This is a genomic window from Lentzea sp. NPDC003310, from assembly GCF_040610935.1.
Taxonomy (GTDB): domain Bacteria; phylum Actinomycetota; class Actinomycetes; order Mycobacteriales; family Pseudonocardiaceae; genus Lentzea.
This window is the reverse complement of sequence record NZ_JBEXNC010000001.1, coordinates 504380-526730: the sequence shown is the minus strand read 5'-3', so window position 1 is coordinate 526730 and position 22351 is coordinate 504380. Positions and strand designations below refer to the sequence as shown.

Below are 22351 nucleotides of genomic sequence, written 5' to 3'. Positions count from 1 at the left end.
GTGGGGTCCGGTGCTCGTTCGATCGGGGAGATTCAGGCCACTGTCCATATCGGGCGCTCACCATCATGGCCGCTGCCTGGCATCGTGATCAGGTCCTTCGCGTTGCACCGGGCGAAGACGAGTCGTCCCAGTGCAGGACGAGCGGCGCCGAGAACGGTCAAGGGCGGTGGCGCAGGAGCGCCCCGACACCCTGCAACAGCTCGATGTCGTCGCCGACGACAACGTTCGCACCGGTCACGGCCGCCGCGCGCGCCAACGCGTCGTCCGCGCGGTTGCGCTCCACCTCGTCCGGTGCGCCGGTGCCCTGACGAACGCCGGCCTCGTCGACGCCGATCTGGTCCGGGCTGCCGCTCGTCCACACCACCTGGTCCGCGAGCACTTCCGCGTTCACCACCACCGTGTCGACGTTGGCCTGGCGCAGCGCGTCGGCGACCGCGGCGAGACCTTCCACCGCCAGCCCGTCGCGGCCCATCTCCGCGCGGAACCGGTCGACGGACTCTGCGTCCTTTTGTTGTTGGTGCTGGGCAACGAGAGCGCGCACCGCGTTGTCGAACTCCTCGTCGTTCGTACCGGCGGCCAGTCCCGCGCCTTCGACTTCCACGACCAGATCGTCGTCGAGGCCGAGCTCGCTGCGCAGTGCACTGCGCGCTTGCACCTCGCCGCCGAGCACGACCAGTTCGGCGCGCACCTCGCGCACGAGCCGTTCGACTTCCTCGGCCACCTGCTTCACGTTGTGCTTGACGGTGTCCTCCACGTGCTGCTGGAGCCGCCTGTGCGCCCATCCCCCTCCGCGGGTTTTGTGCAGCGGGTGTTGTTTGCCCCGCACGGTCTCCACCAGCTCTGCCCGTCCGTCGAACGAGTGAAGATCGGCGCCGGACGAGTCGACCACCACGACGACGTGCGGCACCGGTGGCGGGAGGTAGGACGCGAGCGGCAGGAGGTCCGGTAGCGAGGAGTACCGCGTGACGTCGGCGGGTGGTGGCACCGGCAGGAGCTGGTCCACCACCACTTCTGTCCCCGAGGCGATCAGCACTCGCCCCGCCTTGCCGGCCGGCGGGTCGGCCGCGGCCACTGCCTCGTCCAGCGCGGCGAGCACGTCCTCCGGTGCGCCCTGGTCCGCGAGCCGGTCACGGAGGCCGCGCCAGCGCAGTTCGGCGACCTTGTCCGCGTCCTCCGTGTCGTGCGACGCGTCGAGGTAGACCGACGCGGACCGCGCGCCGGAGGCGTACGAGCACTTCGACAAGCGGGACGACGGCTGGACGAAGGTCGTCCTGCATCCCGCGATGGCGGGTGCCTGACATGGCAGGAGAGCTGAACGGACGCCGGGTCGCCATCCTCGCCGCCGACGGTGTGGAGCGGGTCGAGCTGGAACAGCCGAGGAAGGCGCTCGACGACGCCGGAGCCGGCACCGTCGTGGTCTCCCTCGCCGAGGGCGAGATCCAGGCGCGCGACCACGACCTCGAGGACGCCGGCACCTTCGCGGTGGACCGCCTGGTCGGCGACGTGTCGGTCGACGACTACGACGCGCTGCTCCTGCCGGGCGGCACGGTGAACCCGGACAAGTTGCGGATGGACCCCGCCGCCGTGCGGTTCGTCCGCGAGTTCGTCCAGTCCGGCAAGCCGGTGGCCTCGATCTGCCACGGTCCGTGGAACTTCGTGGAGGCCGACGTCGCCCGCGGGCGCCGGCTGACCTCGTGGCCGAGCGTGCGCACCGACCTGCGCAACGCGGGCGCCGAGGTGGTCGACGAACAGGTCGTCACCGACGGCAACATCACCACCAGTCGGTCGCCCGACGACCTGCCGGCCTTCTGCGAGCGCATCGTGCAGGAGTTCGCCAAGGCCCCGTAAGCCGTGCGGTGAGGTGCCGGTCTCGGCGACGTCGCCAGGGCCGGCACCTCACTTGCGACCGGACGTCTGCGGACGCTGGAACAGCACGTAAAGATAAGTCAGCGACGGCAACAGGATCAGCGCCCCGGCTCCCAACGCCACGAGCAGCGCGACGAGAGTGCTGCGGCCGGTCGCGGCCTGCTCGACGGTCAGGGACGGCAGCAGCACGTACGGGTACTGCCCGACCGCCCACCCGATCAGGATCGCCGTGACGGCGAGCGCGGAGGCGATCCTCGCGACGGTGTACCGGCGAACCAGCAGCAGGACGAGTGCGCCGAGCCCGGCGGCGACGGACAGCACCACGACCGGCAGGCCGCGTCCGACGAGTCCGTCGAACAGCTCCGGCGCGTCGGCGTGGAGCACGGCGATCCCGGCCAGACCGACGAGACCCGTGACCGCCGCGGTCACCAGGGCGCGCAGGCGGAACGCGTCGGCCAGGTCGTGCTCGCCGTCGCGGCGGGCGTCGCCGCACAGGAACACCGCCGCCAGGTACGCGCAGACCAGCACGGCGAGACTGCCGCCCAGCACCGAGGTCGGGTTGATCCAGCTGCTCACCACGTCGCCCTCGGCGATGCCGGACGGCACCCGGCCGGAGGCCACACCGCCGACCACCGCGCCGAGGAAGAACGGCGTCAGCAGCGACGACAACGCGAACGCGGCGCCGAAGAAGCGGCGCATGCCCGGCGTGCGGACGCTCTTGCGGTAGGCGAACGCCGCTCCCCTGGCGATGATGCCGAACCCCGCCAGCGTCAGCGGGACGTACAGGGTGGTGACCGCCGCGGCGAACGCGCGGGAGAAGCCGGTCCACAACACCACCAGCACGAAGATCAGCCACACGTGGTTGGCCTCCCAGACCGGGCCGATCGACCGCTCGATCCGGTCCCGCACCCGGCGTCCGCGCTCCGTGCCGCCCGCGAGCAGGTCCCACACGCCGCCACCGAAGTCCGCGCCGCCGAACAACGCGTAGGCGACCAGGCCCGCGAACGCCGCTCCGAGCACCACCTCCGCGAGCGTCATCGCCGCTCCTGCGGCACCGGTGTGTCCCGATCGCGAGCCAACCGGCGCAGCACCACCACGGTGAAGACCGTGAGCACGGTGTAGACGCCCGCCACCGCGACCAGGCCCCAGCCGAGCCCTGGCGCCGGGCTCACGGCATCGGCGGTGCGCAGGATGCCGTACACGACCCAAGGCTGCCGACCGACTTCAGTGGTGATCCACCCCGCTTCCATCGCGACCGCCGCCGCGACGCCCGACACCGCGACCGCACGCAGGAACCACGCGCTGTCCGGCAGTCGCCGCCTCCGCCACCACACCAGGCCGTACCAGGCGCTGAGGAGCAGCAACGCGACCCCGATGCCGACCATGGCGTTGTAGGCGAGGTGCACGACGTTGACCGGCGGTCGTTCGTCGGCCGGCACCTCCTCCAGACCGGGCACCACGCCGTGCGGATCGTGGTGGATCAGCAACGACAGCCCGTACGGGATCTCGACGGCGTAGTGCAGCTGGTCGTCCCAGTAGAGGCCGCCGAGGGACAACCCGGCGCCGGAGGTCGTCTCGTACTGGCCTTCCATCGCCGCGAGCTTCGCGGGCTGGTTGTCGGCCACCACGTTCGCGATCCAGTCCCCCACACCGATCTGCACCGGCGTGGCCAGCGCCGCGACGGTCAACGGGATGAGCAGACCCGCCCGGTGGTAGCGGTCCCGCCGGCCGCGCAGCATGCCCACCGCGTACACCGACGCGATCAGGAACCCCGTCACCATGAAGGCCGCCAGCCACATGTGGACGAACTGCGCCCACGTCGACGGCCCGAACATGGCCGCCCACGGCCTCGCGTCGACCACGTTGCCCTGTTCGTCCAGCCTGAACCCGGTGGGGTTGTTCATCCACGCGTTGGCGGACACCACGCAGAACGCCCCCACGACGCCCGCGGCCACCATCGGCAGCGCGCTGAGCATGTGCGCCCGCGGCGACAACCGGTTCCAGCCGAACAGGTACACGCCGACGAAGATCGCTTCGACGAAGAACGCGAACCCCTCCAGCACGAAAGGGAACCCGAACACCTCGCCGAACCGGCCCATCAGCCCCGGCCAGAGGATGCCCATCTCGAACGACAGCAACGTGCCCGACACCGCCCCGGCCGCGAACAGCACCGCCATCGCCTTGGCCCACTTGTGCGCCAAGGCTTTCAGCACCTCGTCACCGCGCCGGTGGCCCCGCCACTCGGTGAACACGACGATCGCGGGGAAGGCGATGCCGAAGCAGGCGAACACGATGTGCCACCCCAGCGAGAGCGCCATCTGCATGCGCGCCGGGTACAGGTTCTCGCTCGCGTCCGCCAGGAGATCCAGCACGATCCTCACCACCACACGTCGTCCGACGTGGCCGGACTACCCGCGCGTTCCGGAGCCAAACGGCCACGGCGGCTCAGCCGCTGTGGGCGACCAGCGCCGCGCGGTCGAGACCCAGCGCGTCCGACGCGGGGAGCTGTTGCTGAGTCGCGGAATGTCACCGAGCTGATCAGGGACGGACGTGGCGTGGTACGCGCCTTCGGCGCGAACAAGGGCTCTGCGCGCCCGGACAAGTGCTTGGCGTCTGACGGGTCATTGCCGCCGGGCTGGAACGCCGGTACCCGACTGAGTGTCCGCGAGCACGACGGCGTGCAGAGAAGCAGGTCGTGGCGCCCGACCGGCGACCAGTGCGACCTCGACTCCCCGAGACGGGGTCAATGAAGATGAATGTCGCTTCAACAGACAAACGGCACACACCGGGCCGGATTCGAGGACACTGACCCTGACCGAGCAGGAGCCCGCATCGTCGAGCCTGGAAGCGGACATGAACCCACGCTGGATCAAAGTCACCGCGGCCGTCATCGCCGCGGCGGTCGCGCTGAGTGCGCTGTACTACCTGGTCGCCAGCTTCTGATCAGTGAAGAACGCGGTGGTCGCGTCCCACGCGGGACGCGACCGCGACGCGGATCAACGGTCGTCGTAGTGCCCGTCGTGGACGGCGTGCCGTGGTCATGATCGACCCGCTTTCCGGCGCCCATGCCTTCACTTCACCCAGGCGTCCTAGCGTCGTCGCTGAGCGCGACAAATATTAGCCAGCACGCATGGATGTCGCTCCTCGAACACTCACCTGCCTGGCGCAACCACGTCCCCGAGAGGCGGTAGAGACCACGGATCGATAATGATTACCATGTTCCTCAATTCCGCCGCGGGGGTCGCGGCGGGGAGGAGGACTTGTGGCTCACCTGTTGATGATCGAGAGCTGGGTCGGCGCGATGAGCTCGCTGCTGCCCAGGGCGATCAACGAGTCAGGGCACCGCTTCACCTTCATGACCCGCGATCTGCACCACTACCTGCGGTCCGCCCCCGCGCACCCGCATCCGTTGCTGGCCGCCGACAACGTGCTCACCGCGGACACCAACGACGTGCCTGCCCTGCTCGAGCACGTCGAGCGACTGCACGCGGTGCTGCGCTTCGACGGCGTGATCTCGTCGTGCGACTACTACCTCCCCGCCACCGCGCGGGTCGCCGCGCACCTGGGCCTTCCCGGTCCCGACCCGGACGCGGTGGAACGGGCCTGCCGCAAGGACCTCACCCGCACGACGTTGAGCGCGGCCGGCGTACCGGGCCCGCGCTTCGCCCTGGCCGAGGACTGGCCGGCACTGGCCAAGGCGGCGGCCGGGTTGGGTTATCCGCTGGTGGTCAAGCCGGTCGACCTGTGCGCCGGGATGTACGTGCGCAAGGTGACCGGCGAGTCGGAGCTGCGCGAGGCGTTCGCCGCGATGGAGGCGTTCCCGGTCAACGCGCGCAGCCAGCCCAGGGTGCGGACCGTGCTGGTGGAGGAGTTGCTGGTCGGCCCCGAGGTGAGCGTGGAAACGATCACCGTGGACGGCACCACGCACGTCGTGGGCGTCACCGACAAGAGCGTCGCGGGTGATCCGTGGTTCGTGGAGAGCGGGCACATGTTCCCCGCCGACCTGCCGACCGGCGACGCCGAAGCGGTTGCCGTGGCGGCGGTCGAGGCCCTGGGCCTGGACCGCTGCGTCGCCCACACCGAGGTCAAGCTCACGCCCGACGGTCCGAAGCTCGTCGAGGTCAACCCGCGCCCCGCGGGCAACCAGATCACGGAGCTGGTCCGGCGCGTCACCGGTGTCGACCTGCCCGCCGCCTACGCCCAGCTGGCCGTGGGCGAACGACCGGATCCGCGTCCCGCGGACACCGGTGTGCGCAGCGCCGCGATCTCCTTCCTCCTGCCGCCGCGTTCCGGTCTGGTCTCCGCCGTCCGCGGCACCGAGGTGCTCGGCGCCGCACCCGAGGTCGTGGACTGGACCGTCAAGCAGCCCGGCCACCGCGCAGGCGACCCGACCAGCAACAACAGCTATCTCGGCCACGTCGTGGTGACCGACTCGGCCGGTCTGGGCGCACGTGCGCGTGCCGAGCAGCTCGTCGGTGGTCTGTCCGTCGACTACGCCGAGGTGCTCGCGTGATCCTCGCCGATCTCGTCGAGCTCGTTCGCGGTGGCGTACTGGGTCCTGATCCCGCGTCGTGTGCCGTGAGCGTCGGGTTCACCACCCGGCAGGGTGCCCGGCACGCCACCCGCGGGCAGTCCTACCGCAACACCGTCGTGAGCCTTCGCGTGGAGGACGCGGTCGGCTCCTGCGCGGTGGAGGACGTCGTCGACGACGACGTGCACGACTGCGTCGGTTCGACCGTGCTCGAGCTGCTCGACCACCCCGACCAGGCCATCCGCACCGCCGCGCTCGACGCCTACCTGGCGCACGTCCGGCCACACCACCTGTCCGCCACCAAGTCGATCACGGTCGGTCCCGGCAGCTCCCTGGCGAAGTCCATGGCGCGCGCCGAAGCCGTGATCGACCTGCTGGACCCGGCACCGGGCGACCGGGTGCTGGTGGTCGGAGTGGTCAACTCGCTGCTGCACCACCTGCGTGAGCGAGGCGCGACCTACGTGGCCTGCGATCTCAAGGGCGGCAGGACCGAGTGGGACGAGCCGATCACCACCGAGGCCGAGAACGCGCTCGACGGCTGCGACCTCGTGCTCGCCTCGGGGATGACGGTCGGCAACGGCACGTTCGAACCCCTCCTGAGGCTCGCGGTCGCGGCGAACACGCCGATGGTGATGTTCGCGCAGACGGCCGCCTCGGTGCTGCCGTGGTTCATCGGCGGTGGCGTGCGCGCCGTCTCGGCTGAGCCCTACCCGTTCTTCTGGCTCGACGGCGGCCCGACGACGATCCACCACCACACGGAGCGCCTGTCGTGATCATCCCGCGTCAGAACGGGCACCTGCTGGAGCTGCTCGGTCGGAGTCCGGTCACCCGCATCACCACACCGCTTCCCCACCGGCACGGGGGTTTCTGGGCCAAGCTGGAGTGCCTCAGCGCCGGCGGGATGAAGGCACGGCCGGCGGTGTCGATGCTCCGCGCCGCTCGCGACCGCGGCGAACTGCGCCCCGGCGCGGTGGTCGTGGAGTCGACCAGCGGCACCCTCGGGCTGGGCCTCGCGTTCGCCTGCCAGGTCTTCGGCCACCCGGTCGTGCTCGTCGTGGACAGCGAGCTGGAACCGTCGATGCGGGCTCTGCTGCGGGCACACGGGGCTCGTCTCGAGGTGGTCGACCGGCCGCACCCCGTGGGCGGCTGGCAGCAGGCACGCCTGGACCGGCTCCAAGCCGTGCTGCGCGAGTTCCCCGACGCCTACTGGCCCGACCAGTACAACAACCCCGACAACCCGAAGGGCTACGTCGGGCTCGCCAGAGAGCTTGTGGAACAGCTCGATCCCGTCGACGTGCTGGTCTGCAGCGTGGGCACCGGCGGGCACAGCGCCGGGGTCGTCCGGGAGCTGCGCCGGTACTGGCCGGGTGTGCGGCTGGTCGGCGTGGACACCATCGGCTCCACGATCTTCGGGCAACCCGCGCGCGCCAGGGTGATGCGCGGGCTGGGCAGCAGCATCCACCCCCGCAACGTCGCCTACCCCGAGTTCGACGAGGTCCACTGGCTCGGGCCGGTCGAGGTGGTGGACGCCTGCCGCAGGCTCGCCCGCGACGCCTTCGTCACCGGCGGCTGGAGCAGCGGCGCCGTCGCGCTGGTCGCGGCGTGGGTGGCCAGGGTCGAGCCCGGCGCCGTGGTGGCGACGATCTTCCCCGACGGGCCGCACCGCTACCTCGGCACGATCTTCGACGACGACTTCTGCACGGCCCGCGGCCTGCTCGGCACAGCCGCCGACCGACCGGTGGAGATCGGTGATCCACTCCGGGTGGAGGCGACGGGCTGGACGCGCTGCCAGTCGATCGCCGCGCCGAGGGCCGTGGTGCTCGCATGAGGATCGGGTGGGAGGTCTACGGCCTCGAACTGGGCACGCCCCTGCGCATCTCCAGGTCGGTCATGGCACGCCGCGACGCCGTGCGGGTCGTCGTGGAGCACGACGGCCGCCGGGGGCATGGCGAGGTGGTCACCAGCGTCTACTTCCGGCTCGACGTGGAGGCGATCACGTCCTGGCTGGACCAGCTCCGGCCGGTCCTCGCCGACGCCGGCTCCCCGGCTGCCGCACTCGACGCCCTGCACGCGGAAACCGTTGTGCCGGAGGGTGTGCGGGCCGCGGTCGACGCGGCGTTGCACGACCTGCTGGCCCTCCAGCGCGACGTGCCCGTCCACGTGCTCACCGGGAGCCACCGGTGGCACGACGTTTCGACCGCCCGCACCATCGGGATCACCACGCCGGAGGACGCCGCGGCCCAGGCAGCGGCGCTGACCGGACGCGGGTTCTCGGTGCTCAAGGTGAAGGCGGGAACCGACCCGGACCGCGACGTCGCCGCCGCGGTCGCGGTCCGGGTCGCCGCGCCCGACGCCCGCCTGGTTCTCGATCCCAACGGTGGCTGGAGCCCGGAGGAGACGGTGCGCGTCGTGGACCGTCTCACTGCGGCCGAAGTCGTGCTGGACGCGGTGGAGCAGCCGATCGCTCCCGGCGATCCGGACGCGCTGGCCTGGATTCGCCAAAGGTGTCCCGCACCGCTGGTCGCCGACGAGGACGCCGCCACGGTGTCCGACGTCCGCAAGCTCGCGGGCGCGGTGGACGGGGTCAACATCAAGCTCGCCAAGTGCGGCGGCCTCAGGCCCGCGCTGGACATCGTCTCGGCCGCCCGTGAGGGCGGGCTGGACGTGATGCTCGGCTGCCTGGTCGCCAGTTCGCTCGGCATCGCGCCCGCCGTTCACCTCACCGGGCACGCCCGGTGGTCCGACCTGGACGGGCACCTGCTGCTCGCCGACGACCCGTGGTCGGGCATCGGCGGTGAGGACGGCGTCCTGCGGCTGTCCGGGGCGCCGGGGCTGGGCGTGGTGCGCCGATGAGGCGGTTCGCGCTTCCGGTGCGGTTGTTGCTGGTCAACCAGTTCGCCGTCAACACCGGCTTCTACCTGCTCATCCCCTACCTCGCCACGCACCTGGGCAGCCTCGGCATGTCCGCGGCGGTGATCGGCGTCGTGCTCGGGGTCCGGACGCTGAGCCAGCAGGGCCTGTTCCTCGTGGGGGGAACCGCATCGGACCGCCTCGGGCCGCGCACGGCCATCCTGGTCGGCTGCGGTCTCCGCGCGGTCGGGTTCGGGTTGTTCGCCATCGGCGAGTCCCTGACCGTGGTGCTGGCAGCTTCCGTCCTCAGTGGACTGGCAGGAGCGCTGTTCAACCCCGCGGTGCGCGCGTACATCGCTCTGGAGGCAGGAACGGCGCGCACCGAGGCCTTCGCCCGGTTCAACGTCTACGCCCAGGCCGGTGCGCTGTGCGGCCCGGTGCTCGGCAGCGTGCTGCTGCTGTGGGACTTCCGGGTCTCCGCGGTCGTGGCGGCCGGCATCTTCGCCGCGCTGACCATCGCCCAGGCCGTCGTGCTGCCCGCACGGGCGGCCACGCGCAAGGGCGGGTCGATCCTCGGTGACTGGCGCGAGTGCCTGACCAACCGCCGGTTCGTCGCGTTCACCTGCGTGCTCAGCGGCATGTTCGTCCTGCAGAACCAGCTCTACCTGTTGTTGCCGATCCAAGCGCAGAAGGCGACCGGCTGGGCGGGCGTGGTCGCCGCGCTGTTCATCGTGTCCACGATCGTCACCCTGCTGTTCCAGGTCCGCATCACCCGCCTCGTGTCCGATCGCGCACGGGGTCCGGTGATCACTGTCGGCCTCGCCGTCATGGGCGCGGGATTCGCGGCGCCCGCGCTGTGGTCCGGACTCGTGCCGGTGCTGGTGGCCACCCTCGCGCTCGCCGTCGGCGTGATGATCGCGCACCCCCTGGTCTACGACCTGATCCCGTCGTTCGGCCCGGAAAGCCTCGCCGGCACGCACTTCGGCGTGTTCTACCTCGGCTCGGGACTGGCCGCCGCGCTGGGCAACACCGCGATCGGCTGGGTGAGCGGGTTCGGCGACCGGCTCGCGTCCCTGGTGTGCGTCGCGATCGGCCTTCTCAGCGCCGCGGGTGTGGCGTGGTTGCACCGCCGTGGCGCGCTCACCCCACGTCAGCCGGAGGTCGTCCGATGAACCTGCTCACCGACAACCCCGAGCTCTACGAGCACCAGTTCCCCGACGCCGAGCACGTGGCCGCTCGGTTCGTGCACGACGTGGTGGTCCGGTTCGGCGGCGGGCGCGACCTGCTCGACATCGGCTGCGGCACCGGACGTGACGCGGGATGGTTGTCCCGCAACGGGTATCGCGTCGCCGGAGTGGACAGCTCGGATGCCATGCTCGCGCACGTCCGCGAGCACCACCCGGCGGTCGACGTGGCGCTCGCCGACATGCGGTCCTTCGACCTCGGCCGCCGCTTCGACGTCATCACGTGCCTGGACAGCGCGATGCTGTACTGCCACACCAACACCGACCTCACCGCGTTCCTGGAACGGTGCCGCGCGCACCTGGTGCCCGGCGGGTTGTTCGTGGCGGAGATGCGCAACGGCGCGTTCTTCCTCGGCAACACCGAACTCCTCGACGGTGTCCGCACCCGTTCGGTCACGTGGCGGGGCACCGAGTACACCTCGCACACCGAGCTGTGGATCGACCACGCCGACCAACTGCTGCGTCGCCGGCGCACCTGGGAGTGGGCCGGCCGCACCGAACCTCTTGTGCAGCGGTCGGCCTGGCGGTTGCTCTTCCCGCAGGAACTGCGGCACCTGCTCGACCTCGCCGGGTTCGACGTCGTCGCGCTGTTCGACTCCCCCGGCCCGCGCACCGACGAGCCCTGGACCGCCGACGCCCCGCTCAGCGGCGCGCTGAGCGGCGACCGCCTCCACCTCGTGGCCCGTCTCCGCCGAGACGGGTGCCAGTGAAAGGAACCAGCATGTCCCTGAACCGCCGCGGTTTCCTCGGCCTCACCTCCGGTCTGGCGGTCGTCACCCTCGCGGGGTGCGGCAGCGGTGCGACCTCGGCCTCCTCCACTCCGCGCACGGGCGGCAGGCTGCGCGCCGCGTTCGCCGGCGGGGGCGCCAAGGAGGTCCTCGACCCGCACCTGGCCAACCTGTTCGTCGAGGCCGCGCGGTCCAAGGCGATGTTCGACAAGCTCGCCGACCTCGGCAACGACGTGTCGCCACAGCCTCGGCTCGCGGAGAAGTGGGAGCCGAACGCCGATCTGACGCGCTGGCGGATCAGCCTGCGCCAGGCGACGTTCCACGACGGCAGACCCGTGCGCGCCCAGGACGTCCTCGCCAGTTACGCGCGCATCCTCGACCCGAACCGCGCGTTCCGCGCCAAGTCGAGCCTCGCCCTGATCGACCTCGCGAACAGCCGCGCCGTCGACGACCGCACCGTGGAGTTCGCGCTGAAGAGGCCTTTCGGCGAGTTCCCCAACGCCCTCGCCGCCTTCGGCGCGTACATCGTGCCCGAGGGGGCCGAGGACTTCGCCAAGCCCGTCGGGTCCGGGGCGTTCAGCTTCGTGTCGTTCGAACCGGGCCGGTCGGTGCTGCTCAAGCGCAACCCGGACTACTGGGAGGGTGCGCCGCTGCTCGACGAGCTCGAGTTCGTGATCGCCAACGAGGAGTCCGCGCGCACCAACGCTTTGCTCGGCGGTCAGGTCGAGTACGCGCACGACCTCACGCCGACCACGGCCCGCAGCTACGCCTCCGGCGACCGCATGACGATCCACCGCTCCCCCAACAGCGCCGTGCAGGCGTTCGCCATGAAGGTGGACCGGGCGCCGTTCGACAACCGCGACCTGCGGGAGGCGATGTTCCTGCTCGCCGACCGGCCGCAGCTGGTGGAGTCGGTGCTCGCGGGCAGCGGGCAGGTCGGCAACGACCTGTTCGGCAAGGACTACCAGCACTACGCCGGTGATCTCCCGCAGCGGCAGCGCGATCTGGACAAGGCGAAGTTCCTGATCCGCAAGGCCGGTGCCGAAGGACTCACGGTCAAGCTCGACACCTCCACGGCCGCGGCCGGCATGGTCGAGGCCGCCACGGTGTTCGCCGACCAGGCCAAGGGGTCGGGGCTGACGATCGAGGTCGTGCAGGGCAACAAGGACAGCTACTGGGCCGACACGCTCAAGAACGGTTCCCTGTCGAGCTTCCGCTCCGGTGCCATGCCCATCGAGACCCACGTCGCGCAGCGGCTGCTCAGCGGCTCGGGCACCAACGTGACCAAGTGGGCGCGGCCCGAGTTCGACGCGCTCTACGAGAAGGCGGTGTCCACTTCGGACCCGGCCGCGCGTGGTGAGGCGTACCGGGAGATGCAGCGCGTGCTGCACGCCGAGGGCGGCTACCTGATGTGGGGCTTCGCCGACTGGATCGTGGGCGCGAAGCCGAACGTCGGCGGCATCTCCACCGCTCCCGCCAACACGCTCGACTGGGCCCGGTTCGACAAGGTGTGGCTGGGGTGAGTCTCGCTTCCTACACGACCCGGCGCGCCGCGCTCGGGCTGGTGCAGGTGCTCGCCGTGGTCACGCTGGTGTTCTTCCTGGTCGAGGCCCTGCCCGGAGACGCGGCGGTGGCCTTGGCCGGGGACAACCCGGACCCCGCGCGGATCGACCAGATCCGCGCGGCCATGGGGCTGGACCGGCCGACGCTCGAACGGTTCGGAGAGTGGCTTCTGGGACTGCCGCGGCTGGACTTCGGCGTCTCGCTGGTGTCCGGACGGCCGGTCGCGGACTTCCTGTTCGGAGGCATCGGGCCGACCGTCGTGCTGGCGGCGCTGACCCTCGTGCTCCTGGTCCCGATCTCGGTGCTGGTCGGGGTGGTGGCCGCGTTGCACGAGGGCAGCCTGCTGGACCGGGCGTTGACGTCGATCAGCGTCGCGCTGCACTCGATCCCCGAGTTCGCGCTCGCCGTGGTGCTGATCGCGGTGTTCGGCGTGCAGCTGGCCTGGTTGCCGCCGACCGCCGTCGGCGCCGACCTGTTCGCCCAGCCCGCGGTGCTCGTGCTGCCGCTGGTGGTGCTGCTGGTCCGGCCGATCTGCTCGATCAGCCGCCTGGTCCGCGCGGGAATGGTGGACGCGCTGGCATCGGACTACGTGCGCCACGCCCGTCGTCTCGGCATCGGCGAGACGCGGGTGCGGTTCGCCCACGCGCTCCCGAACGCGCTGGCACCGGCCGTGCAGCAGGTCGCGCGGACCACGGACTGGTTGCTGGGCGGCGTGATCGTCGTCGAGGCGGTGTTCGTCATCCCCGGCCTCGGCACCGTCCTGGTGGACTCCGTGGCCGCGCGCGACCTCCCGGTCGTGCAGGGTCTCGCGGTGGTCTTCGCCGTCACCACGGTGGTCGTGAACCTGCTGGCCGACCTGGTGGCGTTCCGGCTCGCTCCGCGCGCGGAGGTGGTCGCGTGAAGCGGGCGGGCATCGGCGTGCTGCTGATCGCGGTGCCGCTGGCGTTGGCGCTGCTGGGACCGCTGTTCGTGCCGGAGCAGCAGACCCGCGGCGCGCCGTTCATGCCGCTCGGGTTCCTGGGCACGGACTTCGTCGGTCGTGACGCCTGGTACCAGGTGCTCGCGGGCGGGCAGACGGTGGTGCTGGTGGCGTTGATCGCCACGGTGGCGTCCTACCTGGCCGGTGTGCCCTACGGGGTTCTCGCGGCCACCACCCGGTTGCGGCTGGTCGACGAGGCTCTGATGCGGCCGCTCGACGTGCTGCTCGCGGTGCCGTCGCTGCTGGTGCTGATCCTCGTGGCCGCCATCGCCGGGCAAGGCCTCCCGGTGCTGATCGGCGTGGTCACGCTCGTCAACTTCCCCGACGTCGCCCGCCTCTCCCGGGCGGCGGCACTCGAGATCTCCGGACGACCCGCCCTGGAGGCGATGCGCATGCAGGGCGAGTCGTGGTGGCAGACCTCGATCATCTACACCGGACGGTCGATGCTCCGCACGCTCGCCGCCGACGTGGGCGTGCGGCTCACCGCGGCGCTGTACCTGGTGGCCTCGGCCAGCTTCCTCGGCGTCGGCGTGCCACCCGATGCGGCCGACTGGGCCGTGATGGTGGACCGCAACCGAAGTGGGTTGTTCCTCCAGCCGTTGACCGTGGTGGTGCCCGCACTGCTGATCGTCGCGTTGTCCGTCGGGCTGAACCTGGTGTTCGACCGCGCCCTCAAGCAGGTGCGCACGTGACCCCGGTCGTGCACGTCGAGGACCTGCGGGCCGAGGCGAACGGGCATGTCCTGCTCGACGGCGTCAGCTTCGCGTTGTCCGCCGGCCGGGTGCTCGCCCTGGTCGGCGCGTCGGGCAGCGGCAAGACCACGACCGGGCTCGCTCTCCTCGGTGAACACGGTCCTGGTGTGTCGGTGAGCGGGCGCGTGGAGGTGCACGGGCGCGTCGGGTTCGTACCGCAGCAACCGGCCTCCGCGCTCAACCCGGTGCGCCGCCTGGACTCCGTGTTCCGCGAGCTCGCCGCACTGCACTCCGGTGATTCCGGCGAGCTGGTGGAGACGGCTTTGCGCCGGGCGCGCGTGCCGGCCGACCTGCTGCGCCGCTATCCGCACCAGCTCTCCGGCGGGCAGCAGCAGCGCGTCGTGCTCGCCCAGGCGCTGGTCGGGGACCCGGCCGTGCTGGTGGCCGACGAACCCACCACCGGTCAGGACGCCCTGACCCGCGCCGAGGTCGTCGACGAGCTCGCCGCCGTTGTCTCCCAAGGGGTGGCGCTGGTGCTGCTGACCCACGACGTGGAGGTGGTGCGGGCGCTCGCGGACGAGATCGTGGTGCTGCGGGCCGGTCGTGTGGTGGAAGCCGGGCCTGCGGACGAGTTGCTGACCGATCCGCGCGAGGACTACACCCGCGCGTTGCTCGACGCCACGCCGCAGGAGTTCGCCGAGGTTCCCGAGCGGGCTCCTCGCCTGCGCGTGCGCGGTCTGACCGCCCGGCACCGCACCACCACGGTCCTGCACGACGTGCATCTCGACGTCGGTGAACGCCTGGCTGTCGTCGGCCGTTCCGGGAGCGGCAAGACCACTCTCGGGCGTTGCCTGGCCGGTCTGCACCAGCAGGCCACCGGCGAGGTGCTCCTGCACGACCGGCCACTGGCGCGGTCGCTGCGCCGCCGGCCGCGCACCGCGCTCGCCGCCGTCCAGTACGTCTTCCAGGACGCACGGGGCTCGTTCGACGAACACCGCTCCGTGCTGGACCAGGTCGCGCGGACCGCTGTCCGGCTGCGCGGCGTCCGACCGGTCGAGGCCCGCACCGCGGCTCTCACCGCGCTCGGACAGGTCGGACTCGCCGAAGAAACGGTGCTGCGGCGCCCACGCGGTCTGTCCGGCGGCGAACTCCAACGAGCGGCGCTCGTGCGCGCCCTGCTCGCCGAACCCGAGGTGCTCGTGTGCGACGAGATCACCTCGGGCCTGGACGCGGTCACCCGCGCCGGGTTGCTCGACCTGCTCGCGAGCGTGCCGTGCGCGCTCGTGCTGATCAGCCACGACCTCGACGTCGTGGCCCGTCTCGCCGACCACGTGGTCGTGCTCCACGAAGGACGCGTCGTCATGGACGGTCCGGTCGCCACGACCCTGGACGGCGCGAAAGAGAGGATGAAGTGAACACGCACCACCAAGCAGCGGACGCTTACGAGGTCCGGCCGGCGACTCACGCCGACCTGCCCGGAGCCCGCAGCGTCATGCTGGACACCTTCTACCGCGAGTTCGGCTACGGCTACAGCCCCCAGTGGCACGCCGACGTGATCGACCTCGCCGCGACGTACCTGGAGACTCCGCGGCACGCGTTGTTCGTCGCGGTGCGCGGCGACGAGGTCGTGGGCACCACGGCCGTGCGAGCGCAGGGGCCGGCGAGCCCTCCCCACCCGGCCTGGATCGCCGAGCGCTACTCCGGTGACCGGACGGCACAGCTCTTCCGCGTGTACGTCCGGGCCGAGCACCGGCGCCGTGGTCTGGCTCGCGCCCTGGTCGACGCCGCGGTCGGGTTCGTCGCCGAAACCCCCGGCTACGAACAGATCTACCTGCACACCGACACCCGCGTCGCCGGTGCGGAGGGGTTCTGGCGCTCGGTCGCGAAAGAGGTGTGCGACGCCCGCGACGGCGACCCGGACCGCAGCCAGACCGTGCACTTCGAGATCCCGATCCCGGCCCTGGCCGTGACGGCCGACCCGAGATGACGTGACGGTCGGGGGTGGTCGCGCTCGGCCGTCCCCGGCCTTTCTCCTCCGCAGCGGTCATCGCCTCGAACGGCGTCCGCTGCCGATCAGGGTGGTGGCGTCGAGCTCCTCCAGACCGGCCTCCCGCAGCGACGCCAGGTAGCGCTCGCGCACGTCCGCGACCCGCTCGGCGGGCACCTTCGCGAGCGCTCCCCGGAACCCGGACCCGACGACCACCAGCCACGCCACCTCCGGGGTCATCGTCAGCGCCATCTCGTTCACCGTGACCTCGACGTCGGCCAGACCGCGTCCGGTCAGCCAGGCCGCGTAGGTGTCCGCCTGGTTGACCTCGTCGATGAGGTGCGGCGGGCGGGGCGCCGGCACCGGGGTGTTCGTGACCTCGGCGATCGCGAGGCCGAGGTGGCGCCCCGCCGCGGCCATCGACTCCCCGCGCCAGATCGTGAACACCGCCCGCCCACCGGGCCGGGCCCGGCTGATCAGGTGGTCGGTCCCGGCGGTCATGTCCGGGAAGAAGAAGATGCCCAGCGCCGACTGCACGACGTCGTAGCCCTCCCCCGGCCACGTCGTCACATCGGCCTGGTGCGCGTGCAGCTGAGGCAGGTCCGTCGACAGCCGGCGCAGCTCGTCCACCATCGGACCGGACATGTCGACGGCGTCGACGTGCCCGTCCACCCCGACGAGCCGCGCCGACGGGATGGCCGAGGCGCCGGTGCCGCAGCAGGCGTCGAGGACGCGCTCGCCGGGTTCCGGGGCGGCCACGGCGACCGCCGCCGCACCGATCGGCTCCCAGAGGTGGCGGCCCAGCGCGGTGAAGTCGGCCGCCGCGGCGCCGAACGCGCCGCGGATCTCGGTCTGCCGGTCCTCAGCCATGATCTCCCCGTTTCACTCCGGTGTGGACGGTCCTGGCGGCGAGCAGCGCCACGTCGTCACGAGCGCCCAGCCAAGCCGACGACGAGCGGTCGAGCAACGCCGCCCACGCCCGCAGGTCGTCCTCGTCCAGGAAAGCCCGCGCCCGCCCGACCCGTGCGGCGAGCTCCGCGAGCACGACCTCCCGCACGCCGGACCCGAGCGGTGCGGGCAGGTCCAGCAGGACGCTGCGGCCGGTGACCTGCTCGAGCCCGGCGGTCCTCATCAGCTCAGGCCACCCGCGTGGCTCGCGCACGACACCGGGCCTGCCCTCGAACCACGCCGTGAACCACTCGTTGTGCGCGGCGTCCAGCCTGCTCTCCAGGCCGGGCCTGCCGACGCCGACGTCCCACGGCAGGCACCGCGCCGGCAGACCACCCTCGCCGAGCGCGAGCACACCACCGGGTGCGAGCAGGTCCGCCAGTCCGGACACCGCGTCCTGCCACGACAGCGCGTGGTGCACGCAGGCACCCGACCAGATCAGCGACACCGGTTCCGGCAGCGGAACCGGGCCGTCGTCGAGCTCGTGCAGGACCGTGCGGACGCGGTCGCCGAGTCCCGCTCGTGCGGCACGGTCGCGGACCACCTCGAGCACCGCCTCGTCGTTGTCCACGGCGTACACCCGGAGCGCGCGCCCGGCCAGGCGGACCGTGCTCGTCCCGGCCCCCGGTCCCACGTCGGCCACCACGCCGTCGACCGGCAAGGAGTCCAGCAACGCGAGCTCGGCCGGCGCGAACACCGCTTCCGCCGCGGCGGGGTCGGCGGTCGACGGGCCGGTCATCAGGCGTGCTCGTGCAGGTCGGCGAGGTCCCACAGCGGCAGCGGGTCCTCGAGCGTGCGCCAGTGCTCCGGTCCGGCCGCGAACTCCTCCTCGGTCAGCAGCGCGGGCTCCAGCCGCCGGCGCGGTTCGTCCAGATCCAGGCCGACGCCGATGAAGACGAGTTCCTGACGGGCGTGCGGGGTGTCCAGCAGCTGCCCCGGTTCCAGGGTGAGGTTCGGGCCTGCCTGCGACCACACCGCGAGCACGTCGGGGCGGCTGGCGATGTGGCAGAACCCCTTGCTGCGCAACACTCCCTCCCAATCGGCCAGCGCCGCCGTCAACCGGCCGGGGTGGAAGGGCCGAGAGGCGCGGAAGGTGACCGAGCGGATGCCGTACTCCTCGGTCTCCGGGACGTGGCCGGTGCCCGCGAGCTCCTGGGCCCAGCCCGGTGCCTGCGCGGCGGTGATCGGGTCGTAGCGGCCGGTGTCGAGCACCTCGGCCAGGTCGACGACACCACGCCGGGTGTGCACCAGCCGGGCGACGGGGTTGAGCCTGCGCAGCACCGCGCCTAGTGTCGCGAGCTGCTCCTCGGTCACCAGGTCCGTCTTGTTGACCACCAGCAGGTCCGCGAACTCGACCTGGTCGACCAGCAGGTCGGAGATCGTGCGCTCGTCCTCCTCCACGGCGGCGATGTCGCGCTCGATCAGCTGGTCACCGGTGGTCAGCTCACGCAGGAACCCGGCCGCGTCCACGACGGTGACCATCGTGTCGAGCCGGGCGTGGTCGGAGAGGCTGGTGCCGTCCTCGAACGTCCAGTCGAAGGTCGCCGCGACCGGCATGGGCTCCGAGATGCCCGTGGACTCGATCAGGATCGTGTCGAACCGGCCCGAGCGCGCCAGCTCGCCGACGCTGTCGAGCAGGTCCTCCCGCAGCGTGCAGCAGATGCAGCCGTTGGTCAGCTCGACCAGCCGTTCCCGCGTCCGGTCGAGGCTGCCCTGACCGGCGACCAGCGCGGCATCGATGTTGATCTCGCTCATGTCGTTCACGATCACCGCCACCCGCCGTCCTTCGCGGTTGGCGAGCACGTGGTTGAGCAACGTCGTCTTCCCGGAACCGAGGAAGCCGGACAGGACGGTGACAGGGGTACGTCCAAGCATCTGCACATGATAATCATCTTCATCAACATGCGACAACGAGTCCGGCCGCGCGATCGCGTGCCGTGGATACGACCCCCGGGAACACCGAGCTCGACAGGACCACAGCGCCCGGACATGGTCTGGCACCGCTGGACCGACTGGACCGCCGACGATCCTCGGTGGAGCACCCACATCCTCGACACCACCGACGAGCCCGTCTCCCGGTCTGCCGACAAGATCGAACAGTGCGTGGTCTAACAGGCTCCGGATGACGTCGGCTTCAGCAGCGTGGACGGGTCTGCTGCACGAGCAGAGCCGGTCGGGCCGCGGCGGGCGACGTCGTTGGTGAGCGCGGCGACTGCATCCGGGAGTCGATGGAACAGCTCACGATCCGGTTGGGACGGACGTCCTTGACCGCCCACAGCTGGACCGGCGATCGGATTTTCCCATTGCGGCCGAGTTCTCGCCGAAGGCACTCACCAGCCATGGACGAGCAGATCCGCCAAGCGGTCCAATCCGCCATCGACAGGCCCGCCTCGCGCACCTCGTCGACCAGAAACCGGTAGCCGAACTACGGGTCGTCACAGTGGGCATCGAACAACGCGTTCGCCCCATACACCTGCTTGAGTTCTGTCCCCCGGTAACGCCGAGCACTTCGCCCCGCCGTCCTGAACCGCGCCGGACTCACCCTAGCCGACATGGACGTCGTCGAACTCGACGAGCCTCTGCCGCACAAGCGTTCGCGTGTACACAGGAGTGGAAGTTCACGCCATCTTCGAACGGATCGCGTAACCGGTTGAGTCCTGTTTGAACACTCTCGACCGGACGGGGCACCCGGCGATCACTCACCGCGACAACCGCTGAGAACTCGCGACAGTTGAACACGCGGCCTCATCAGCCTCAAGGGCCAACCCCTGCGAGGCGGGGAAGCGGAGAACGCCGCGTCTACCGCAATCGAAACGGACTATCTGTCTCGGCCAGGTCCAGCCCGCCGCAGGACCGTCATAGGATCCGGTCATGGCGAACCGTTCGTACCTGTACAGCACCAGCAACCGGCCGGAGTCCTATGAGGATCGGCCGGAGACGATCTCCGGGTTGTCGGAATGGCCCTACGCCATCCCGTTCTCCTTCCTGGTGCTCCTGTCCGGCGATCCCCGGCTGTGCGCGTCCCTGATCGCCGACGGGTTCGACGGCGAGCCCCCGCAGAGCAGGACCACTCTGTACGCCATCAGCGGCGAGTTCGACGCCGGGTTCGCACGGCTCACGAAGTTCGCCGCCGCCGCGCGCGCCGCGAGCGACGCCGAAAGCCTGCACGCCGCGCTCGCCGAGGCGCAGCGGTTCCTCGACGCGCACCGCGACCGGTACGTCCTGCTCGAGACCATCGAGCTCGACACCATGATCGAAAGCGGCGAGGACGAGCTGCGGGCGCTCATCGAGGGCCACCTCGACCTGTGCCGGGCGGCGGGCGCGGCCATCGACGCGCTGCCCGACGACGCGGCGGCGGCCGGGGCCGTGCTCGCCGCGGCCGTGGCCGAGCGGTCGGCGCCGCCGATGGACGCCTTCCACGGGCTCGTGCTGACCGACGACTTCGACAACACCCGTGACGACAGGACCGAGAACCCGATCGGCCTCAGCTGGTGGACCGACGTCCTCTACTTCGCGCTGTGGAACCGGGAGGAGTACGCGGCACACCAGTCGAACCAGTGACCCGCGGCGGCCAGGACGGCCTCGGCGGTGGCGTTCGACGACCACTTCCTACATCCGCCTGATCGTCCCGGACACGACGCCCGAAAAGGCGTCCGGCGCATTGACCCGCACGGCCGACACGCCACAGCCGCGTTGGACTGGAACGCGGGCACCCGGCTGAACATCTGACTTCAGGTGTGGACAGGTCAGCGCGCCTGCGGCCAGCTCACGGGGCCTTGCGATTCCGCTCTCGCGGACGCCGGGCACCGGGTGAGGCAGCGGCTCGGTGCCGCTCCGTCACCGATGCACAGGCGACGCGCGTGCCGGCGTTCGGCAGCACGCTCCTCGCTGCCGTGCTGGAACGGGGCACCCACCTCCTGAGTGCCCAGGTGGTGCTCGTCTTCCTCACAGCGACCGGCGCGCTTTCCGCCGCGCGTGTCGTCAGCAGCGCCAAACGCGCGGTGATTCCGAACGACGTCACGCGCCGAGGTGACCGACGACAGGTGGCCCCGCACCGCGGTGCTGCGGTGCGGGGCCACGGTGGAGGAATCCGGGCGGCTCGCGTGTGGTTCGCGCCTGTGCGCCTTGGTGGCTGGCCGGGCCGGCCACCGGACTGGTCCGACGGTGCGAGCGGTCGGCCGGACGTCCTCGCGTCGTTGTTCGAGATGCCGTTGTTCGGAATCCACGCATCACCTGCCTTCCCGTGCCGGAGGGGAACGCTGCCGCGGCCGACCGCTGAACGGGACGCGGCCCGTGCCGTGCGGGTGGACCCGGTGGCGGTGCGGTGTCGGCGGGACCGGTTGCCGAGGTGCGCTGGGCGGTGGTGGCCCGCCCCAGTTCGCTTCGACGATCGCGTCGAACTCGGCGCGCACCAGGTCGTCGTCCTCGCACAGCAGCGCGAGGAACTCCTCGTCCAGTGTCCGCGTGTCCACGGCGGGTCCCGGTCAGGCGTTGATCTGCTTCGGTTCCCGCTCGGTGCCGGTGATCGTGATCCTGCGCGGCTTCGCCTTGTCCAGCACCGGGATGCGCAACGTCAGCACACCGGCGTCGTAGGCGGCCTCGATGTTCTCGGTGTCGAGCGAGTCGCCGAGGAAGAGCTGGCGGGAGAACACGCCCAGCGGTCGTTCCGCGACCTGCGTCTCGACGTCACCACCGGAGAAGGCCGGCCTGCGCTCGGCCTTGACGGTCAGCACGTTGCGTTCGACGTCCAGCTCGATCGCGTCGGCGGACACGCCCGGGAGGTCGAAGTGCACCACGTAATCGTCGCCCGCCCGGTACGCGTCCATCGGCATCGCCGTGGGCCGCGACCACGTGCCCGGTCCGGTGAACACCTGCTGCGCCAACCGGTCCAGCGCCCGGAACGGGTCAGTGCGCATCAACATCCGGCACCTCCTCGAAGTTCTCATTTGCTGTCAACGCGCAC

General features: G+C 71.2%; 21 protein-coding genes. 13 read left to right on the top strand and 8 right to left on the bottom strand.

What is annotated here, in order from left to right; all coding sequences use genetic code 11:
• Window positions 1-157: 157 nt before the first annotated feature.
• Window positions 158-1243 carry a Vms1/Ankzf1 family peptidyl-tRNA hydrolase gene (locus ABZX02_RS02490; RefSeq protein WP_355294317.1) on the bottom strand — a complete coding sequence of 362 codons (1086 nt, stop codon included), beginning with the start codon at window positions 1241-1243 and terminating at the stop codon, window positions 158-160.
• Window positions 1244-1299: 56 nt separating this feature from the next.
• Here ABZX02_RS02490 and ABZX02_RS02485 point away from each other — a divergent pair, with 56 nt between their 5' ends.
• Window positions 1300-1848, top strand: a complete 549-nt coding sequence (locus tag ABZX02_RS02485) for a type 1 glutamine amidotransferase domain-containing protein (RefSeq protein WP_355294316.1) — start codon at window positions 1300-1302, stop codon at window positions 1846-1848.
• A 48-nt stretch (window positions 1849-1896) separates the two neighbouring features.
• On the opposite strand, the gene ABZX02_RS02480 is transcribed toward ABZX02_RS02485, so the two are convergent.
• Both ABZX02_RS02480 and ABZX02_RS02475 read right to left on the bottom strand, forming a co-directional pair.
• Window positions 1897-2904, bottom strand: coding sequence for a cytochrome d ubiquinol oxidase subunit II (locus tag ABZX02_RS02480; RefSeq protein ID WP_355294315.1), 1008 nt, complete (start codon window positions 2902-2904; stop codon window positions 1897-1899).
• Window positions 2901-4238: a cytochrome ubiquinol oxidase subunit I gene (locus tag ABZX02_RS02475; RefSeq protein WP_355294314.1), complete on the bottom strand. Its 1338-nt coding sequence runs from the start codon at window positions 4236-4238 to the stop codon at window positions 2901-2903. The genes ABZX02_RS02480 and ABZX02_RS02475 overlap by 4 nt, the downstream gene beginning before the upstream one ends.
• A gap of 890 nt (window positions 4239-5128) precedes the next feature.
• On the opposite strand from ABZX02_RS02475, the gene ABZX02_RS02470 reads away from it, so the two are divergent.
• From ABZX02_RS02470 to ABZX02_RS02420, 11 genes are read left to right on the top strand one after another with little or no spacing between them, the layout of a single operon-like run.
• Window positions 5129-6379: an ATP-grasp domain-containing protein gene (locus ABZX02_RS02470; protein WP_355294313.1), complete on the top strand. Its 1251-nt coding sequence runs from the start codon at window positions 5129-5131 to the stop codon at window positions 6377-6379.
• The gene (locus ABZX02_RS02465; RefSeq protein WP_355294312.1) at window positions 6376-7170 is read left to right on the top strand and encodes a DUF364 domain-containing protein; all 795 of its coding nucleotides are present in this window, start codon (window positions 6376-6378) and stop codon (window positions 7168-7170) included. The genes ABZX02_RS02470 and ABZX02_RS02465 overlap by 4 nt, the downstream gene beginning before the upstream one ends.
• A 32-nt stretch (window positions 7171-7202) precedes the next feature.
• Window positions 7203-8225, top strand: a complete 1023-nt coding sequence (locus ABZX02_RS02460) for a PLP-dependent cysteine synthase family protein (protein ID WP_355294362.1) — start codon at window positions 7203-7205, stop codon at window positions 8223-8225.
• The gene (locus ABZX02_RS02455; RefSeq protein WP_355294311.1) at window positions 8222-9250 is read left to right on the top strand and encodes an enolase C-terminal domain-like protein; all 1029 of its coding nucleotides are present in this window, start codon (window positions 8222-8224) and stop codon (window positions 9248-9250) included. Before ABZX02_RS02460 ends, ABZX02_RS02455 begins: the two co-directional genes overlap by 4 nt.
• Window positions 9247-10419, top strand: a complete 1173-nt coding sequence (locus ABZX02_RS02450) for an MFS transporter (protein ID WP_355294310.1) — start codon at window positions 9247-9249, stop codon at window positions 10417-10419. The genes ABZX02_RS02455 and ABZX02_RS02450 overlap by 4 nt, the downstream gene beginning before the upstream one ends.
• On the top strand, window positions 10416-11201 hold the full coding sequence (locus ABZX02_RS02445; protein WP_355294309.1) for a class I SAM-dependent methyltransferase: 786 nt from the start codon (window positions 10416-10418) through the stop codon (window positions 11199-11201). Before ABZX02_RS02450 ends, ABZX02_RS02445 begins: the two co-directional genes overlap by 4 nt.
• Window positions 11202-11212: 11 nt before the next feature.
• On the top strand, window positions 11213-12742 hold the full coding sequence (locus ABZX02_RS02440; protein WP_355294308.1) for an ABC transporter substrate-binding protein: 1530 nt from the start codon (window positions 11213-11215) through the stop codon (window positions 12740-12742).
• Window positions 12739-13683 (top strand): ABC transporter permease, encoded by a 945-nt coding sequence (locus tag ABZX02_RS02435; RefSeq protein WP_355294307.1) that lies wholly within the window; start codon window positions 12739-12741, stop codon window positions 13681-13683. The genes ABZX02_RS02440 and ABZX02_RS02435 overlap by 4 nt, the downstream gene beginning before the upstream one ends.
• On the top strand, window positions 13680-14453 hold the full coding sequence (locus tag ABZX02_RS02430) for an ABC transporter permease (protein ID WP_355294306.1): 774 nt from the start codon (window positions 13680-13682) through the stop codon (window positions 14451-14453). Before ABZX02_RS02435 ends, ABZX02_RS02430 begins: the two co-directional genes overlap by 4 nt.
• Window positions 14450-15868, top strand: coding sequence for an ATP-binding cassette domain-containing protein (locus tag ABZX02_RS02425; RefSeq protein WP_355294305.1), 1419 nt, complete (start codon window positions 14450-14452; stop codon window positions 15866-15868). Before ABZX02_RS02430 ends, ABZX02_RS02425 begins: the two co-directional genes overlap by 4 nt.
• Window positions 15865-16440, top strand: a complete 576-nt coding sequence (locus ABZX02_RS02420) for a GNAT family N-acetyltransferase (protein WP_355294304.1) — start codon at window positions 15865-15867, stop codon at window positions 16438-16440. Before ABZX02_RS02425 ends, ABZX02_RS02420 begins: the two co-directional genes overlap by 4 nt.
• A 57-nt stretch (window positions 16441-16497) precedes the next feature.
• Here ABZX02_RS02420 and ABZX02_RS02415 read toward each other — a convergent pair whose 3' ends face one another.
• From ABZX02_RS02415 to ABZX02_RS02405, 3 genes are read right to left on the bottom strand one after another with little or no spacing between them, the layout of a single operon-like run.
• On the bottom strand, window positions 16498-17310 hold the full coding sequence (locus ABZX02_RS02415) for a methyltransferase domain-containing protein (RefSeq protein ID WP_355294303.1): 813 nt from the start codon (window positions 17308-17310) through the stop codon (window positions 16498-16500).
• Window positions 17303-18127 carry a class I SAM-dependent methyltransferase gene (locus ABZX02_RS02410; protein ID WP_355294302.1) on the bottom strand — a complete coding sequence of 275 codons (825 nt, stop codon included), beginning with the start codon at window positions 18125-18127 and terminating at the stop codon, window positions 17303-17305. Before ABZX02_RS02410 ends, ABZX02_RS02415 begins: the two co-directional genes overlap by 8 nt.
• Window positions 18127-19263, bottom strand: a complete 1137-nt coding sequence (locus ABZX02_RS02405; RefSeq protein WP_355294301.1) for a GTP-binding protein — start codon at window positions 19261-19263, stop codon at window positions 18127-18129. The genes ABZX02_RS02410 and ABZX02_RS02405 overlap by 1 nt, the downstream gene beginning before the upstream one ends.
• Window positions 19264-20259: 996 nt before the next feature.
• Between ABZX02_RS02405 and ABZX02_RS02400 the strand changes: the two genes are divergently transcribed.
• Window positions 20260-20949, top strand: coding sequence for a hypothetical protein (locus tag ABZX02_RS02400; RefSeq protein WP_355294300.1), 690 nt, complete (start codon window positions 20260-20262; stop codon window positions 20947-20949).
• Window positions 20950-21617: 668 nt separating this feature from the next.
• Here the strand turns inward: ABZX02_RS02400 and ABZX02_RS02395 are convergent.
• Both ABZX02_RS02395 and ABZX02_RS02390 read right to left on the bottom strand, forming a co-directional pair.
• A complete protein-coding gene (locus ABZX02_RS02395; RefSeq protein ID WP_355294299.1) occupies window positions 21618-21860 on the bottom strand; it encodes a hypothetical protein in 243 nt (80 codons plus the stop codon).
• A gap of 12 nt (window positions 21861-21872) precedes the next feature.
• The gene (locus tag ABZX02_RS02390; RefSeq protein WP_355294298.1) at window positions 21873-22310 is read right to left on the bottom strand and encodes an Hsp20/alpha crystallin family protein; all 438 of its coding nucleotides are present in this window, start codon (window positions 22308-22310) and stop codon (window positions 21873-21875) included.
• Window positions 22311-22351 lie beyond the last annotated feature (41 nt).

Excerpts from the sequence above, each read along its gene's own strand:
- ABZX02_RS02485 (WP_355294316.1), top strand. The coding sequence starts at position 1,300 with ATGGCAGGAGAGCTGAACGGACGCCGGGTCGCCATCCTCGCCGCCGAC.
- ABZX02_RS02480 (WP_355294315.1), bottom strand. The coding sequence starts at position 2,904 with ATGACGCTCGCGGAGGTGGTGCTCGGAGCGGCGTTCGCGGGCCTGGTC.
- ABZX02_RS02455 (WP_355294311.1), top strand. The coding sequence starts at position 8,222 with ATGAGGATCGGGTGGGAGGTCTACGGCCTCGAACTGGGCACGCCCCTG.
- ABZX02_RS02450 (WP_355294310.1), top strand. The coding sequence starts at position 9,247 with ATGAGGCGGTTCGCGCTTCCGGTGCGGTTGTTGCTGGTCAACCAGTTC.
- ABZX02_RS02445 (WP_355294309.1), top strand. The coding sequence starts at position 10,416 with ATGAACCTGCTCACCGACAACCCCGAGCTCTACGAGCACCAGTTCCCC.
- ABZX02_RS02440 (WP_355294308.1), top strand. The coding sequence starts at position 11,213 with ATGTCCCTGAACCGCCGCGGTTTCCTCGGCCTCACCTCCGGTCTGGCG.
- ABZX02_RS02415 (WP_355294303.1), bottom strand. The coding sequence starts at position 17,310 with ATGGCTGAGGACCGGCAGACCGAGATCCGCGGCGCGTTCGGCGCCGCG.
- ABZX02_RS02410 (WP_355294302.1), bottom strand. The coding sequence starts at position 18,127 with ATGACCGGCCCGTCGACCGCCGACCCCGCCGCGGCGGAAGCGGTGTTC.
- ABZX02_RS02405 (WP_355294301.1), bottom strand. The coding sequence starts at position 19,263 with ATGCTTGGACGTACCCCTGTCACCGTCCTGTCCGGCTTCCTCGGTTCC.
- ABZX02_RS02400 (WP_355294300.1), top strand. The coding sequence starts at position 20,260 with ATGGCGAACCGTTCGTACCTGTACAGCACCAGCAACCGGCCGGAGTCC.
- ABZX02_RS02390 (WP_355294298.1), bottom strand. The coding sequence starts at position 22,310 with ATGTTGATGCGCACTGACCCGTTCCGGGCGCTGGACCGGTTGGCGCAG.